Raw genomic sequence first — 14,281 nt, 5'->3', positions numbered from 1 at the left:
TGCCCGCGCGGTCCGACGCCGGATCAGCGGATGACCAGCCGGTGTTCGCCTTCGGGGACGAGTTCCCCGATGACCGGCGCCCCGGGCACCTCCCCGGCCACCAGCAGTCCGCCGGACGTCTGGGCGTCGGCCAGCAGCAGCCGGGTCAGCTCGTCCGTACCGCCGAAGTCGGTGTGCGGAGCGACCCAGTCGAGATTGCGGCGGGTGCCGCCGCTCACATATCCGTCCCTGGCGGCCTCCCTCGCCCCGTCGAGGACGGGGACCGCCGAGGCGTGGACCACGGCGGTCACCCCTGAGGCACGCGCCAGCTTGTACAGGTGCCCGAGCAGGCCGAATCCGGTGACATCGGTCGCGCAGACCGCCGACCCCGCCAGGGCGGCTGCCGCGGCGTCGCGGTTGAGCGTCACCATGGTCCGCACGGCCTCGGGGAAGACCTCGCCGGTGGTCTTGTGCCGGTTGTTGAGGACACCGAGGCCCAGCGGCTTGGTCAGTGACAGCGGCATCCCCGGTCGCCCGGTGTCGTTGCGCAGCAGACGCGCGGGATCGGCGACGCCGGTGACCGCCATGCCGTACTTGGGTTCCGGGTCGTCCACGCTGTGGCCGCCCGCCACATGGCAGCCCGCCTCGGCCGCGATGTCCAGCCCGCCGCGCAGCACCTCCCGTACCAGTGCGAGAGGGAGGACGTCCCGGGGCCACGCCAGCAGATTCACGGCCACCAGGGGGGAGCCGCCCATGGCGTAGACGTCGGACAGCGCGTTGGCGGCGGCGATCCGGCCCCAGTCGTAGGGATCGTCGACCACCGGGGTGAAGAAGTCGGCGGTGGCGACGACGGCTTGTGCGCCGGCCCCGCCCGGCAGCCGCACCACGGCGGCGTCGTCCCCGCTGTCCAGGCCGACGAGAAGGTCCGCGCCGCGGCCCGGGAGAGGTGTGCGGCCGGTCAGTCCGGCGACGACCTCCTCCAGCTCGCCCGGGGGGATCTTGCAGGCGCAGCCGCCGCCATGGGCGTACTGGGTCAGCCGGACGCCGCCCCGCCGGGCCGCTGTCGTCGTCATCACGATTCCCTTCTCACGTGGGCTCTCACGTCGGTTCTCGATTGGGCTCTCGCGTCGGCTCCCGTACCGGCCCCGTACCGCGGCCGGTACGGGACCGCGGTCCCAGCGCGGCGCGTTGACACCCGCCCGACCGGGAGATTCGATGGGCCCTCGGTCGGGCCGCGCGGCTGAAGGTCCGGCAGGGAGGCGTAGAGGTGCCTGGTGGCCCTCCCGGTCTTCAAAACCGAGGTGCCCGAGCAACTCGGGCAGGCGGGTTCGATTCCCGTCCGTCTCCGCTCAGCGGCAGTGTCAGGGCGCGCGGGAGGTCCGGCGCCCTCAGCCCGCATCGGTCGGGCCTCTCCCGTCCCGGGGACCGCCCGCCGCGCCCGCCACGCAGCGGCGCAGAGCGCCGTCGAGGCGGATCGTGTAGTTCCGCCGGTCGAGGTGTTCCAGCAGGGGGATGGCGACGCGGCGAGTGGTGTCCAGGGCCCGGCGCGCCTGGCTCGCGGTGAACGGCTGCTCCAGCCGGGAGAGGACCGTCGCGGCCCGCGCGTCCGCGCCCGGCAGCAGCACGATCCCGTCTCCGATACGCAGCAGGGCCCCGGCCGCCGCGGCCGCCGCGAGCATACGGGACGTCAGACCGAGCCGCTCCAGCCGCTCGGCCTCGGGGGCGCGGAACGGGGCTCGGGCCAAGTCGGCTCGTACCGCCTCGACGGCCGCCTCGACCGGCGGCGGAAGCGCCGGACGGGCCCGGTCGCCGTAGAGCCGGCCGTCGCGCTGCCGCAGCCCGGGGCCGGCCTTCAGCAGCGCCTCGACCAGACCGCGCTCGGGCAGGCCGAGCGTCTGACGGGCCGCCTCCAACGGGAGGCCGGGATCCAGCGGATGGCGGACGGCGTGCTCCTCGACGGCCTGACGGAGCCTGTCGCGCAGTCCGGCCCAGTGGGCGGGGTCGGCCAGCCACTCTCCGGCCACCGGGTCGGACGGCGGACGTACCCCCATCGCGACCAGTTCCGTGCGGCGCGCCAGCCCCCGGCGGCGCAGCTCCACGGCTCCGTCCGGCGGTCCGGTCACCGCGTGGAGTTCACGGGCCCGGGCGGCGGCGGCGCCACGCCGGGTGAGCGGTGGCGGGCGGACGTCCAGCACCGTGACCCCGGCCGGGACATGGTGCCGCCCAGGGTCGCGCAGCAACGCGACATCGCCGATCCGGAGCGGCAGAGGTACGGCGAGCCTCAGCCGGGCGGTGTCCTCGCCCAGCGGACGGAGCGTCACGGGGACGGCCGCGGAGCCGACATGCAGGGTCGGATGCCGTGGCAGATCGCCGCGGAGAGCGCCGCCCAGCCGTACGTCCACCATGTCGGTGGTGAGCCAGCGCCCCGGGGTGAGCAGCGCGTCCCCGCGGCGCGGCGCCCCGGCGCCGGGCCCGTGCAGGTTGACCGCCACCCGGGCGACCGCGCTCACCTCCTGCCGGGGCTCCTTCAGCGTCTCCAGGCCCCGTACCCGCAACGGCCTGCCGTCCCTGGCCAGTTCGAGATGGTCGCCCACCCGGATCGCGCCCGCGCCGAGTGTGCCGGTGACGACCGTGCCCCGGCCGCGCACCGTGAAGACGCGGTCGATCCACAGCCGTACGTCCGCGACGGGATCGGGAGCGGGGAGCGCGCGGACCAGTTCGGTCAGCGCCGTACGCAGCTCGTCCAGACCGGCGCCGGTCACCGAGCTCAGGGCCACGGACGCCACGGCTCCCAGCGAGGACTTCGCGATCCGGGCCAGCGCCTCTTCGCGCGCGGCCGCCGGGTCCGCCAGATCGCCGCGGGAGACGGCGAGCACCCCGTGGCGCACGCCGAGCGCGTCCAGGACCGCCAGGTGCTCCTCCGACTGCGGTTGCCAGCCCTGGTCCGCGGCGACCACGAACAGCACGGCGGGGACCGGTCCCACACCGGCGAGCATGTTGCCCACCAGCCGCTCGTGTCCCGGTACGTCGACGAAGGCCAGTTCCCCGGCGCCAGGCAGCCGGGTCCACACGAATCCCAGGTCCAGGGTCATGCCCCGGCGCCGCTCCTCCGCCCACCGGTCGGGCTCCATCCCGGTCAAAGCCCGCAGCAGGGCGGACTTTCCGTGGTCGACGTGTCCGGCGGTGGCGACGACATGCACGCGCTGTCACCTCCCCCGCTGGTCGCGCCCGCCGGGCGGTACGGGGCACGCCTGCCGCACGGCGGCCGCCAACGCGGGGTCCGCCGCCTCCGGGACCGCTCGAAGGTCCAGCAGACAGCGCCCGGACTCCACCCTGCCCATCACCGCGGGCACCGCTCGGCGCAGCGGGCCCGCGCAGTGCGCGGGCAGCGACACCGCCGCGCTCGGCAAGGTGACACCGGGTGCGCCGCCGCCGCCGATCACCGCCTCGCTGTCGACCGCCCGGCTGTCAAGACCGTGTCGGCGCAGCTCCGCCGCGAGGCGTTCGGCACGCTCCCGAAGCCGTTCGCGGTCCGTGTGAAGCGCGGTGTGGACCGGGGTCGCGGGGCCCCGCAGGGTGGCTTCCAGCGCGGCGAGGGTCAGCTTGTCCACGCGCAGCGCACGCGCGAGGGGGTGGCGGGCGAGCCGCCGCACCAGGTCGGCGCGTCCCAGCAGGAGGCCGCACTGCGGACCGCCCAGCAGCTTGTCGCCGCTGGCGGTCACCAGCGAGGCACCGGCGCGCAGCCAACTGGTCGCGTCCGGCTCGTCGGGAAGCGTGGGTTCGGGGGCCAGCAGACCGGAGCCGATGTCCGCGACCACGGGTACCCCCAGCCCGCTCAGATCAGCGACGCCGACATCCCGGGTGAAGCCGGTGATACGGAAGTTGGAGGGGTGGATCTTGAGGATGAACCCGGTCCCGGGTCCCACGGCCGAGGCGTAGTCCGCGAGGGCGGTGCGGTTGGTCGTACCGACTTCCCGGAGCCGGGCGCCGGTGCACACGAGCAGGTCCGGCAGCCGGAAGCCGTCCCCGATCTCCACCATCTCGCCCCGGCTGACGACGATGTCCCCGCCCTTCGCCAGCGCGGTCGCCGCCAGCACCAGCGCGGCGGCTCCGTTGTTGACCACCTGGGCGGCTTCCGCGTCCGGCACCTGCTGGAGCAGTGCCTCGATCACCGATCCGCCGCGTGGGGACCGCACGCCCGTGACCAGGTTGAGTTCGACGTCCGTGGTGCCGCTGGCGGCGAGCAGGGCCTCACACGCCGCCGCGGACAGGGGCGCCCGGCCCAGGTTGGTGTGGAGCAGCACGCCGGTCGCGTTGATCACCTGCCGGAGCCCGGAGGCCGTGGCGGGCAGCGCGGCCACGGCCCGCTCGGTGACCTCGGAGGGAGGGATCTCACCGGCCCGGGCCCGCTTCTGTACGCCGACCACCACGGACTTCACCAGCTTCCGCCCCAACCGGTCCGTCGCGGCGGCCAATCGGGGGTCGGAGAGGACGGCGTCGGTCGGCGACAGGGAACGGCGTGCGTCGTCAGGCATGGTGGGAATGTGGTCGCCTTCCATCTCCTGCGCCCTTGCGGTCCGGCACGGCCGGAAGGAGAGCGGGGCCGGCCCCTGGTGTCCGGCCGGGGTCAGCGTACGGTCGGCGCGAGACCCGGCGGCGGAGCCACACCGAGGGTGCGGCGCGGGCCGGCCCGCCGCGGTCCGCACCGCGGTACGGGACCCCGGGCGGGACCCCGGGCGGGATCGGAGGCGGACCGGGGGCGGGACCGCGGGCGGAACCGGGGAGCGCCGAGCCGCTTGCCCGGCCGGGTCCTCGCCCGGCCGAGCCCTCGCCCTGCACCAACCGGGATGACGGTGTGTCCCCGGCCCGCGGCCGACGCGTCTACAGATCGAGTTGGTACCGCAGCGATATGTGTGTGGGCGAGTAGCCGAACTCGTCGTTGATGGCGCGCATGGGCCGATTACTCGCGGCGGTGTCCGTCAGCAGTCCTTCGAGAAGCGGGTGGTACTCGATGGCCTGCCGGATCGCCTCCGCCTTCATCCAGCGGCCGAGGCCGAGCCCGCGATGTTCGGGCAGGACGCCGGTGCCGTAGTGCTGGCCGTCACCCGTGCGGCTACCGGGCACGACAAGCTCGGTGAATCCGACGATCGCACCGTCCGCCTCTCTGACGGCCGTGACGGTGTGCAGGAGGTCGCCGCGCTCCTCGACGGTCCTGGCCACCGATCGAACCCGGTCCACACTCCAGATCACCTTGCCGTAGTCGGCGTCATCCATGGGCATGTCGTCCATGGCTCGCCGCGAGTCCGCGAAGGTCTGGGCGCGTTCGTCGGGGACGATGCCGTCCCACCACTCCAGCCGGAAGCCGGGATGCCGCTGCCGGATGATCTCCTTGAGGGCAACGGTGTCCACCCGCGTCAGGGCGAGTCGGCTGAAGATCATCGTCTGGACCTTGCGAAAGCCCAGTGCCGAGAGGAACAGGTCGCCGGATGAGTCCGCCTCGGCCTGGGCGGTGACACGGCGTCGGCCCTCGGCCCCGGCGGCGGCCACAGCCGCCGCCAGCAGTTGGGAGCCGGTGCCGTTGCGCCGCTCGGCCGGATGGACGGCGAGTTCGAGTTCGGCCAGGTGATCCTGGCCGGGCGAGCTGAACAGGCGAAGGAAGGCCGATCCGACGGGAGTTCCGCCGGGTCCGGACGCCAGCCAGGCCAGGCGGTGGCTGGACGCGGTGTGGTCGGGGTCGGTCAGCTTGGTGAGGCGAATCGACAAGGTGTCTCCGTCGTGGGGAAGTCGTGGGTGGCAGAACACGGTGTCCGGTGCTGACGGCTCCTGCGCATGTGCTGCACACCTCCTTGTCGACGGTGCCGGTCCACATCTGGGCGGCCGGGCGAAGCTATCCGTTGTGTGTCGTGGGCCGCAACCGATAACTCCCTTGTCGGGCGGGCGGTTGATCTCCCGTGACCTCCCGTGAGCTGCCGTGAACTCCCTTGATGTCCCTGTGAGGGGGCCTGCTCGAAGTGGAACGACGTGTTGAGACAGTCCCGGGGCGGGCTGAGGGCGAAGAACACACACTCCCCGACGGAGTGTGTCGTCAGTGTGTCGCCGGAGCCGCGCCGCGTGTGATCCGCACGAGGACATCAGGGCTTCCGGCGCTCTGGCCGCGAAGCGGGCTCAGCCGACAATGGCGAGGAGATCAACTCCTCGCCGTGCTCAACTTATAGCGCATGGGGGGCCTTGCGGCAAGAGCCGGGTTGTGCTGCAAAATCGTCGGCCAAGGCAGGAAGTTGCACAGAAATCCAGGGGATTGGGAGATTCACGAAGTGCGTGTGCTTTTGTCGACGTATGGGTCGCGTGGGGATGTTGAACCGCTGGTGGGGCTCACGGCGCGGCTGCGGGAACTCGGCGCGGAGGTGCGGGTGTGCGCGCCACCGGACGAGGACTTCGCGCAGCGGCTCGCGGGTGTCGGTGTGACGCTCGTGCCCGTCGGTCGGTCGGCGCGTGCGCTGGCGGCCGGGGCGCCGCCGGCGTCTTCGCTGCCGGAGCGCGCGGCGGAGGTGATCGCCAGCCAGTTCGAGGTGGTCACCGCGGCCGCCGAAGGATGTGACGTGGTGGTGGCGACCGGGATGATGCCGGCCGCCGCCGGGGGGCTGTCGGTGGCCGAGAAGCTGGGTATCCGCTCGGTGTCCGTGACCTTCCAGCAGCTCACCCTGCCCTCGCCGCACCACCGGCCGCTGGCCTACCCGGGCAGGCCGTTCCCGCCGGAGGTGACCGACAACAAGGTGTTGTGGGACCTGGACGCCGAGAGCAACAACGCGCTCTTCGGCGCGGCGCTCAACACGAACCGGGCCTCGATCGGACTGCCGCCGGTGGACAACGTCCGTGACTATGTCATCGGCGGCCGGCCGTGGCTGGCCACCGATCCGGTCCTGGACCCGTGGCGGCCGACGCCGGACTTCGACGTCGTACAGACCGGCGCGTGGATCGTGCCCGACCACAACCCGCTCCCGGCCGGTCTGCTCGCGTTCCTGGACGTCGGCACACCACCGGTGTACGTGGGCTTCGGCAGCATGCCCATGCTCGCCTCGGCCGATATCGCCAGGGTGGCCGTCGACGCGGTCCGGGCACAGGGCCGCCGCGTGGTCGTGGCCCGCGGCTGGGCGGATCTGGACCTCATCGACGACGGTGACGACTGCTTCGTCATCGGCGAGATCAACCAGCAGGCGCTGTTTCCCCGGATGGCCGCCGTCGTCCACCATGGCGGCGCTGGTACGACGACAACCGCTACCCGGGCGGGCGCGCCGCAGGTGGTGGTACCCCAGGCGGCGGACCAGCCTTACTGGGCCGGCCGAGTGGCCGACCTGGGCATCGGTGTGGCACATGACGGTCCGACTCCGACCGTCGAGTCCCTGTCGGCGGCGCTCGGGACGGCCTTGGCCGCCGGGACCCACGACCGGGCGAAGGCCGTGGCCGGTGAGATCCGTACCGATGGGACCGCCGTGGCCGCGAAGCTGCTGGTCGACGCGATCGGTTGAGACGGGCCGCCCGGCGTGCCGCGTTCCCGGCCGCCAGGACCACCACGTGAGGAGATCCAGGTGTGCGCGGGGTGGGGATCGACGTCCGCGGCCCCGATATCGCGCGGGGCCGGGAGAACGCCGCGAAGCGCGGACTGGCCGCTCCTGCGCCGGATCAGCCGTCGGCGGCGAGGAGACGTGGGTCACATCCGTCCATGTCACAGGAGGTCGGGCCGCCTCGTCTCAGGGGGTGTAGCCACGACGACCGCGGAGGAACACATCATGGACGCGCGACTGAACTACTTCACCAGCCCGACCGCGGGCAAGGCTCTCAAGTACTTCATGTCGGCGGGCAAGGCGCTCAAGGAGTCGCCGCTGCCGGCCGTGACGCAGGAACTGGTGGCGCTGCGCGTGAGCCAGATCAACGGCTGCGCCGTCTGCGTCGACATGCACACCAAGGAGGCCGCCGCCGCCGGTGAGACCTCCGTGCGGCTGAACCTCGTCGCGGCCTGGCGGGAGGCCACGGTCTTCACCGAGGCCGAGCGTGCCGCGCTGGAACTGGCGGAAGAGGGCACCCGGGTCGCGGACGCGGCCCGTGGTGTCAGCGACGAGGTGTGGGCGCACGCTGCCGAGCACTACGACGAGGAGCAGCTCACCGCCCTGGTGGTCATGGTCTCCTTCATGAACACGGTGAACCGGCTGAACATCATCACCCAGCAGCCGGCCGGGGACTACAAGGTCGGGCAGTTCCACTGAGAGGTGGAGGGGAGATGCCAGGGGTCGGCGTGAGCAAGGTCGAGGAGTTCGAGGAGCTGCGGCCGCTGCTGTTCTCGATCGCCTACCGGATTCTGGGCAGTGTGGCCGAGGCCGAGGACGCGGTGCAGGAGACCTGGCTGCGCTACGACGCCTCGTCGACCCGGCCCGTGTCCACCAAGGCGTTCCTGTCCACCACGGTGACGCGGATCTCGATCGACGTGCTGCGCTCCGCGCGGGTGCGGCGCGAGGAGTACGTGGGCCCCTGGTTTCCCGAACCGCTGCTCAGCGATCCGTACCAGGATCCGGCGCGTTCGGCGGAGCTGGCCGACTCGGTGTCCATGGCGGCGCTGCTGCTCCTGGAGCGCCTCAGCCCGCTGGAACGCTCGGTGTTCGTGCTGCGGGAGGTGTTCGCCTTCGGGTTCGACGAGGTCGCCGCGGCGGTGGGGCGTTCGGAGGCGGCGTGCCGGCAGTTGCTGGTACGGGCGCGGCGGCACATGGAAGCGGGACGTCCGCGGTTCGAAGCGGACCGGCAGGAGCGCCAGGAGCTGGCGACGCGGTTCTTCGACGCGTTGAAGAACGGTGATGTGGGCGGGCTGCGGAACCTGCTCGCCGCCGACGTGTCGATGGTCGGGGACGGCGGCGGCAAGGCCCCGCAGCTGGCCAGGGCCGTGATGGGCGCGGAGCAGGTGGCCCGCCTGCTGGGCACGGTCTTCCCCTTGATGAGCCGGATCGATGTGACGTTCGAGCCGCACGAGGTCAACGGCCAGCCCGGCGCGATCTTCCGCGACCGGGACGGCAAGGTGCTGCACACCTTGGCCCTCGACGTGCTCGACGGGCGGATTCAAACCATCCGCGGGGTGATCAATCCCGACAAGCTCCGTCATATCGGTCCGGTCGCCGACGCCTGGGCCATCGACCGCGAGGTGAAGCGGGCCCGCCGACAGACACGACGGTGACGGGTGCGGCACCGAGAACGCGGCCGCTCCCGGCGTCCGTTGTTTTCTTCATGCCGCTTGATGGGGCCGGAAGTCCCGGAGGACTCCCCTTGCGTCCGCTACAAGGCCGCCGAGTTGTCCGCGCGGGCGTCGTAGGCGTCGCGGGCATCGTCGATCCGGGCCAGGTGCGCAACGCTCCATTCGAGCAGGGGCGCGGCGGCCTCACGCAAGGTGACGCCCATCTCGGTGAGCTCGTAGCTGACATGCGGCGGCATGACGCCGTAGACGGTGCGGGTGAGGATTCCGTCCCGCTCCAGGCTGCGCAACGTCACAGTGAGCATGCGCTGGCTGATTCCGTCGATGGCCTTCTTGAGCTCGGTGAACCGGCGAGGTCCGTCCCTGAGGTTGCGCACGACCAGCAGGGACCACTTGTCCCCGACGATGTCGAGCACCACCCGCGTCCGGCACGCGTCGCTGGGGCTTGCTGTCCGCTGCGAACCGACGCGTCCCGCGTCCATGGTTACCTCCAGAGAACCGAGGCACCGAAAAGTGCCTTATTGCGATGAATACATCGAATGAACCAGAGTGTTTGCAGTAATAAAACAGTACCGAGGTACCTCTAGTAACCACCAGGGCAGTGGCCCGGCGGCATCCGCGTGACCGTGTCCTACCGCCGCCGCGAAGGAAGGCTGATTCACTCATGACCACATATCTGCTGGTACACGGCGCCTGGCACAGCGGGCGGAGCTGGGAGCGGGTGGTGCCGCTGCTGGAGGCCACCGGGCACCGGGTGTTCGCGCCGTCCCTGACCGGCTACGGCGACAAGGTGCACCTGGCGGGGCCCAAGGTGGGGCTCGACACGCACGTGGACGACGTGGTCAGGCTGATCACCGAGGAGAACCTCGATGATGTCGTACTCGTCGGCCACAGCTACGCGGGGCTGGTGATCTCCTCCGCGGCCAACCGGATTCCGCGACGCATCGCGCACCTGGTCTACCTCGACGCGATGGTCCCGGAGGACGGTGAGTCCGCGGTCGACGTCCAGCCCATGACCCGGCGGCTGATCGAACTCGCCGAGCAGTCCGAGAGTGGCTGGCGCGTGCCGCCGATGCCCGAGCAGCCCGCGCCCTTCGGCCTGTTCGGCGTCACGGACCCGGCCGACATCGCCTGGCTGCGCGGGATGCTCTCGGACCAGCCGGTGCGCTGCCTGCGGCAGCCGGTGCGGCTGGACAACCCGGACGTGAACGCGATCCCGCGTACGCACATCCATAATGTCGGCCCCAGGCCGGCCGGCGTCACCCGCCGCCCCGTCCCCCCGGTGCAGCCCAACGGCACTGCCGCGCGGGTCTGGGAACTGCCGACCGGCCACGATTGCATGATCACCATGCCGGCCGAACTCAGCCAACTGCTCCTCAAGCTCGCCTGAGCACCGAGGGCCGCTTCAGAAGATCTTGAGGAATGGTTCATGGCCGGGTGATGCGTCGCCATGAACCGCAAGACGCCGAGGGGGAGTTCGCCGGACCGCTGCCGCCGGTGTCACCGCGGGGTCGGAAGCGGCTGGACGACCGCGGGATACTCAACGGCGCCGGGTACTCAACGGCGTCGGGTGGAAGTTCCGCACCAACAGTGAGCTACGTCCCAGGGCAGTCCCAGAGATGCCGCCGCACCCCTTCTCCACCCGCTGAGCAGCAGGTCAGACGGGGTGCGGCGGCGTCGTATCAGATGTCGCGGAAGATCTCGATCTGCGCGCCCACCGAGTTCAGACGCTCCGCCAGATCTTCGTAACCGCGGTTGATGACATAGACATTGCGGAGTACGGACGTACCCTCCGCCGCCATCATCGCCAGCAGCACGACCACGGCGGGTCGCAGCGCCGGCGGGCACATCATCTCGGCCGCGCGCCAGCGGGTGGGGCCCTCGACCAGGACGCGGTGGGGGTCGAGGAGTTGGAGCCGGCCGCCGAGGCGGTTGAGGTCCGTGAGGTAGATGGCGCGGTTGTCGTAGACCCAGTCGTGGATCAGGGTCTGGCCCTGCGCCACCGCCGCGATGGCCGCGAAGAACGGCACGTTGTCGATGTTCAGCCCGGGGAACGGCATCGGGTGGATCTTGTCGATCGGCGCTTCCAGCTTGGAGGGCCGTACCGTCAGATCCACCAGCCGGGTACGGCCGTTGTCGGCGGAGTACTCGGTGGTGCGGTCGTGGTCGAGCCCCATCTCCTCCAGCACCGCGAGCTCGATCTCCAGGAACTCGATCGGGACGCGGCGGATCGTCAGCTGGGACTCGGTGACCACGGCGGCGGCGATCAGGCTCATCGCCTCGACCGGGTCCTCGGAGGGGGAGTAGTCGACGTCCACATCGATGGACGGCACTCCGTGCACGGTCAGGGTGGTCGAGCCGATGCCGTCGACCCGGACGCCCAATGCTTCGAGGAAGAAGCACAGGTCCTGGACCATGTAGTTCGACGAGGCGTTGCGGATGACGGTGGTGCCGTCATGGCGGGCGGCGGCCAGCAGGGCGTTCTCGGTGACGGTGTCCCCGCGCTCGGTCAGTACGATCGGGCGGTCCGGCGAGATCGTGTGGTCCACCTGGGCGTGGTACAGGCCCTCGGTCGCGGCGATGTCCAGACCGAACCGGCGCAGCGCGATCATATGCGGCTCGATCGTGCGCGTACCGAGGTCGCAGCCGCCCGCGTACGGCAGCCGGAAGGTGTCCATCCGGTGCAGCAGCGGGCCGAGGAACATGATGATGGAGCGGGTTCGGCGGGCGGCCTCCGCGTCGATGGCCTCCATGTCGAGCTCGGCGGGCGGCACGATCTCCAGGTCCACGCCGTCGTTGATCCAGCGGGTCCGTACGCCGATGGAGTTGAGCACCTCCAGGAGCCGGAACACCTCCTCGATCCGCGCGACCCGGCGCAGCACCGTGCGCCCCTTGTTGAGCAGAGAGCCGCAGAGCAGTGCCACGCACGCGTTCTTGCTCGTCTTGACGTCGATGGAGCCGGAGAGCCGGCGTCCGCCGACCACCCGCAGATGCATGGGCCCGGCATAGCCGAGGGACACGATCTCACTGTCGAGCGCCTCACCGATGCGCGCGATCATCTCAAGGCTGATGTTCTGGTTGCCGCGCTCGATGCGGTTCACGGCGCTCTGGCTGGTGGCCAGAGCTTCGGCGAGCTGACTCTGTGTCCAGCCACGATGCTGACGTGCGTCACGGATGAGCTTGCCGATGCGTACGAGGTAGTCGTCTGCCATAGGGGAAGATTATCTCAGGTGTGAGATAAGCGCCTGGCGAGGTGCGCTGTCGGGGTGACGGCCACCCGGGCGGATCCCCGAGGGCGGCTCTCGCGAGCCGGTCCGAGGAACGGTCCGAGGGTCGGAGGAACGGTCCGAGGGCGGCCACCCACGCTCCGATGGTGAGAGCCCGGGGCCGCCCCGGCAACCGTAGCGCCGCCGTACGGGTCAGGGCGGCTGACGTACCATCAGGCGCGTTGCAGCCCCGGCCGTCCCGCCTCGGTGAGATAGGAGATACGGGTCGACACGGGCGCACCGGGCCGGGTGACGTACGGGAGCACCTTGAAGTCGGCCCGGCAGAACTCCTGTGTGGCCGTGCAGCGGACATAGCCGCGCTGGTAGTTGGTGAACTCGATATGCGAGTTGGCCGCGAGCAGGCTCGCCCCTGAGGGGTCGAGGTCCATGCCGTCCATCTTGGTGGAGACGGAGGTGCCGACGAATTCGACGCCGACGGTGGCCGAGTCAGGATCGTCGAAGTCCCGCTTGAGGTTGGCGGCGAGATGGCGGTGCATGTCGCCGGTGAGCACCACGGGGTTGCTCACCCGACGCGCGGCGATCTGGTCGAACAGCCGTTGCCGCGAGGACGCGTATCCGTCCCAGAAGTCCATCACGAACGACTGGCCGGGGCCGGGGTCGGTGTCGACCTGGTTCATGGGGATCTGCTGCGGGATGAAGTTCCAGGTCGTCCCGGAGCGGCCGAGGCTGTTGTAGAGCCAGCTCTCCTGCTCGGCGCCGAGGATGCTGCGGTCGGGGTCGAGGCGCTCGTCGCAGCCGCTCTTCGTACCGTCACCGCAGGGTTGGTCGTCACGGAACAGCCGGGTGTCAAGGATATGGAACGAGGCCATCCGCCCGTAGCCCAGCTTGCGGTACAGCCGGGCCTCGAAGCCCCTCGGCTTGTTGGGCAGGCGCAGCGGCAGATGCTCGTAGTACGCCTGGAACGCGGCCGCGGCGCGCAGGCGGAAGACCGCCGGGTCCTGGTCGGGCTCGTTGTCGAGCTTGGAGTGGTCGCCCGCCCAGTTGTCCTCCACCTCGTGGTCGTCCCAGACGACGGCGAACGGGTGGGCCTGGTGGGCGGCGATCAGGTCCTGGTCGAAGCGGTGCAGCGCGTGCCGGTTGCGGTACTGGGCGAGGTCCATCGGCTCGGGACGCAGCTCGGCGGCGACGGGGACCTGGCGCACCCCGCCCATCGCGTCGATGGGGTTCTCGTAGATGTAGTCGCCGAGATGCAGGATGAGATCGATGTCCTCCTGCGCGAGATGGCGATAGGCGGTGTAGAAGCCCTCGAACCACGCCTGGCAGGAGACGAAGGCGAAGTTCAGCTCCCTGGGCCGGCTGTACGGCGAGGGCGCGGTACGGGTGCGGCCGACGGGGCTGATCACACCGCCGGCGCTGAACCGGTAGTAGTACTGCCGATCGGACTGAAGGCCCGTCAGTTCGACATGGACCGAGTGGGCGAGCTCCGCCACCGCCTTGGTCCGTCCCCGGCGTACGACACGCCGGAAGCGTTCGTCCTCGGCGACTTCCCACCGGACCGTGACCGAGTGGGGCGGCATGCCGCCGTTGCCGTCGGGGGCGAGGGGGTGAGGCGCGAGGCGGGTCCACAGGACGAATCCGTCCGGCCAGGGGTCGCCGGACGCGACCCCCAGGGTGAAGGGGTCCTCAGTGAATCGCTCGGCGGCTGCGGCCCGGCCGGCCGACAGGTTGCCGGCGGCGAACGCCAACGCGAGCGTTCCCGAGGCGCCGAGCATCGCGCGTCGCCCCAACCCTCTGGATCTGTCGATCCCACTGTTCAGTGGCATGGATGCTGGTCCGTTCCGTC

At 71.1% G+C, this 14,281-nt stretch carries 11 protein-coding genes and 1 tRNA gene; 5 read left to right on the top strand and 7 right to left on the bottom strand.

The window, feature by feature from the left end; genetic code table 11:
- Positions 1 to 23: 23 nt before the first annotated feature.
- The gene (gene selD, locus ABTZ59_RS04500; protein WP_351390426.1) at positions 24 to 1,052 is read right to left on the bottom strand and encodes a selenide, water dikinase SelD; all 1,029 of its coding nucleotides are present in this window, start codon (positions 1,050 to 1,052) and stop codon (positions 24 to 26) included.
- A gap of 182 nt (positions 1,053 to 1,234) precedes the next feature.
- On the opposite strand from selD, the gene ABTZ59_RS04495 reads away from it, so the two are divergent.
- Positions 1,235 to 1,328: transfer RNA gene (locus ABTZ59_RS04495), tRNA-Sec, on the top strand.
- 39 nt (positions 1,329 to 1,367) lie between these two features.
- On the opposite strand, the gene ABTZ59_RS04490 is transcribed toward ABTZ59_RS04495, so the two are convergent.
- The 3 genes from ABTZ59_RS04490 to ABTZ59_RS04480 form a co-directional block, all read right to left on the bottom strand.
- Entirely contained in the window at positions 1,368 to 3,179 is a 1,812-nt protein-coding gene (locus ABTZ59_RS04490; RefSeq protein WP_351390422.1) for a SelB domain-containing protein, read from the bottom strand.
- A 6-nt stretch (positions 3,180 to 3,185) separates the two neighbouring features.
- The gene (selA, locus tag ABTZ59_RS04485; RefSeq protein WP_351390419.1) at positions 3,186 to 4,514 is read right to left on the bottom strand and encodes an L-seryl-tRNA(Sec) selenium transferase; all 1,329 of its coding nucleotides are present in this window, start codon (positions 4,512 to 4,514) and stop codon (positions 3,186 to 3,188) included.
- 346 nt (positions 4,515 to 4,860) lie between these two features.
- Positions 4,861 to 5,742 carry a GNAT family N-acetyltransferase gene (locus tag ABTZ59_RS04480; RefSeq protein ID WP_351390414.1) on the bottom strand — a complete coding sequence of 294 codons (882 nt, stop codon included), beginning with the start codon at positions 5,740 to 5,742 and terminating at the stop codon, positions 4,861 to 4,863.
- A 557-nt stretch (positions 5,743 to 6,299) separates the two neighbouring features.
- Between ABTZ59_RS04480 and ABTZ59_RS04475 the strand changes: the two genes are divergently transcribed.
- The 3 genes from ABTZ59_RS04475 to ABTZ59_RS04465 all read left to right on the top strand — a co-directional run bounded on the left by ABTZ59_RS04475 (position 6,300) and on the right by ABTZ59_RS04465 (position 9,196).
- Positions 6,300 to 7,505: a glycosyltransferase gene (locus tag ABTZ59_RS04475; protein WP_351390409.1), complete on the top strand. Its 1,206-nt coding sequence runs from the start codon at positions 6,300 to 6,302 to the stop codon at positions 7,503 to 7,505.
- A gap of 261 nt (positions 7,506 to 7,766) precedes the next feature.
- Entirely contained in the window at positions 7,767 to 8,240 is a 474-nt protein-coding gene (locus ABTZ59_RS04470; RefSeq protein ID WP_351390405.1) for a carboxymuconolactone decarboxylase family protein, read from the top strand.
- Positions 8,241 to 8,269: 29 nt separating this feature from the next.
- Positions 8,270 to 9,196 (top strand): RNA polymerase sigma-70 factor, encoded by a 927-nt coding sequence (locus tag ABTZ59_RS04465; RefSeq protein ID WP_351390949.1) that lies wholly within the window; start codon positions 8,270 to 8,272, stop codon positions 9,194 to 9,196.
- 98 nt (positions 9,197 to 9,294) lie between these two features.
- Here the strand turns inward: ABTZ59_RS04465 and ABTZ59_RS04460 are convergent, their stop codons facing one another.
- Positions 9,295 to 9,693 carry a winged helix-turn-helix transcriptional regulator gene (locus tag ABTZ59_RS04460; RefSeq protein ID WP_351390403.1) on the bottom strand — a complete coding sequence of 133 codons (399 nt, stop codon included), beginning with the start codon at positions 9,691 to 9,693 and terminating at the stop codon, positions 9,295 to 9,297.
- A 182-nt stretch (positions 9,694 to 9,875) separates the two neighbouring features.
- On the opposite strand from ABTZ59_RS04460, the gene ABTZ59_RS04455 reads away from it, so the two are divergent.
- Positions 9,876 to 10,601, top strand: a complete 726-nt coding sequence (locus ABTZ59_RS04455; RefSeq protein ID WP_351390399.1) for an alpha/beta fold hydrolase — start codon at positions 9,876 to 9,878, stop codon at positions 10,599 to 10,601.
- A 292-nt stretch (positions 10,602 to 10,893) separates the two neighbouring features.
- On the opposite strand, the gene ABTZ59_RS04450 is transcribed toward ABTZ59_RS04455, so the two are convergent.
- Both ABTZ59_RS04450 and ABTZ59_RS04445 read right to left on the bottom strand, forming a co-directional pair.
- A complete protein-coding gene (locus ABTZ59_RS04450) occupies positions 10,894 to 12,423 on the bottom strand; it encodes a helix-turn-helix domain-containing protein (protein WP_351390396.1) in 1,530 nt (509 codons plus the stop codon).
- 227 nt (positions 12,424 to 12,650) lie between these two features.
- Positions 12,651 to 14,261, bottom strand: a complete 1,611-nt coding sequence (locus ABTZ59_RS04445; RefSeq protein ID WP_351390392.1) for an alkaline phosphatase D family protein — start codon at positions 14,259 to 14,261, stop codon at positions 12,651 to 12,653.
- Positions 14,262 to 14,281: the final 20 nt, after the last annotated feature.

This window comes from Streptomyces sp. NPDC094034, assembly GCF_040303865.1.
In the GTDB taxonomy this organism is placed as follows: Bacteria; Actinomycetota; Actinomycetes; order Streptomycetales; family Streptomycetaceae; genus Streptomyces.
This window is presented reverse-complemented; position numbering and strand designations above follow the sequence as displayed.

Excerpts from the sequence above, each read along its gene's own strand:
- selD (WP_351390426.1), bottom strand. The coding sequence starts at position 1,052 with ATGACGACGACAGCGGCCCGGCGGGGCGGCGTCCGGCTGACCCAGTAC.
- selA (WP_351390419.1), bottom strand. The coding sequence starts at position 4,514 with ATGCCTGACGACGCACGCCGTTCCCTGTCGCCGACCGACGCCGTCCTC.
- ABTZ59_RS04470 (WP_351390405.1), top strand. The coding sequence starts at position 7,767 with ATGGACGCGCGACTGAACTACTTCACCAGCCCGACCGCGGGCAAGGCT.
- ABTZ59_RS04460 (WP_351390403.1), bottom strand. The coding sequence starts at position 9,693 with ATGGACGCGGGACGCGTCGGTTCGCAGCGGACAGCAAGCCCCAGCGAC.
- ABTZ59_RS04455 (WP_351390399.1), top strand. The coding sequence starts at position 9,876 with ATGACCACATATCTGCTGGTACACGGCGCCTGGCACAGCGGGCGGAGC.
- ABTZ59_RS04450 (WP_351390396.1), bottom strand. The coding sequence starts at position 12,423 with ATGGCAGACGACTACCTCGTACGCATCGGCAAGCTCATCCGTGACGCA.
- ABTZ59_RS04445 (WP_351390392.1), bottom strand. The coding sequence starts at position 14,261 with ATGCCACTGAACAGTGGGATCGACAGATCCAGAGGGTTGGGGCGACGC.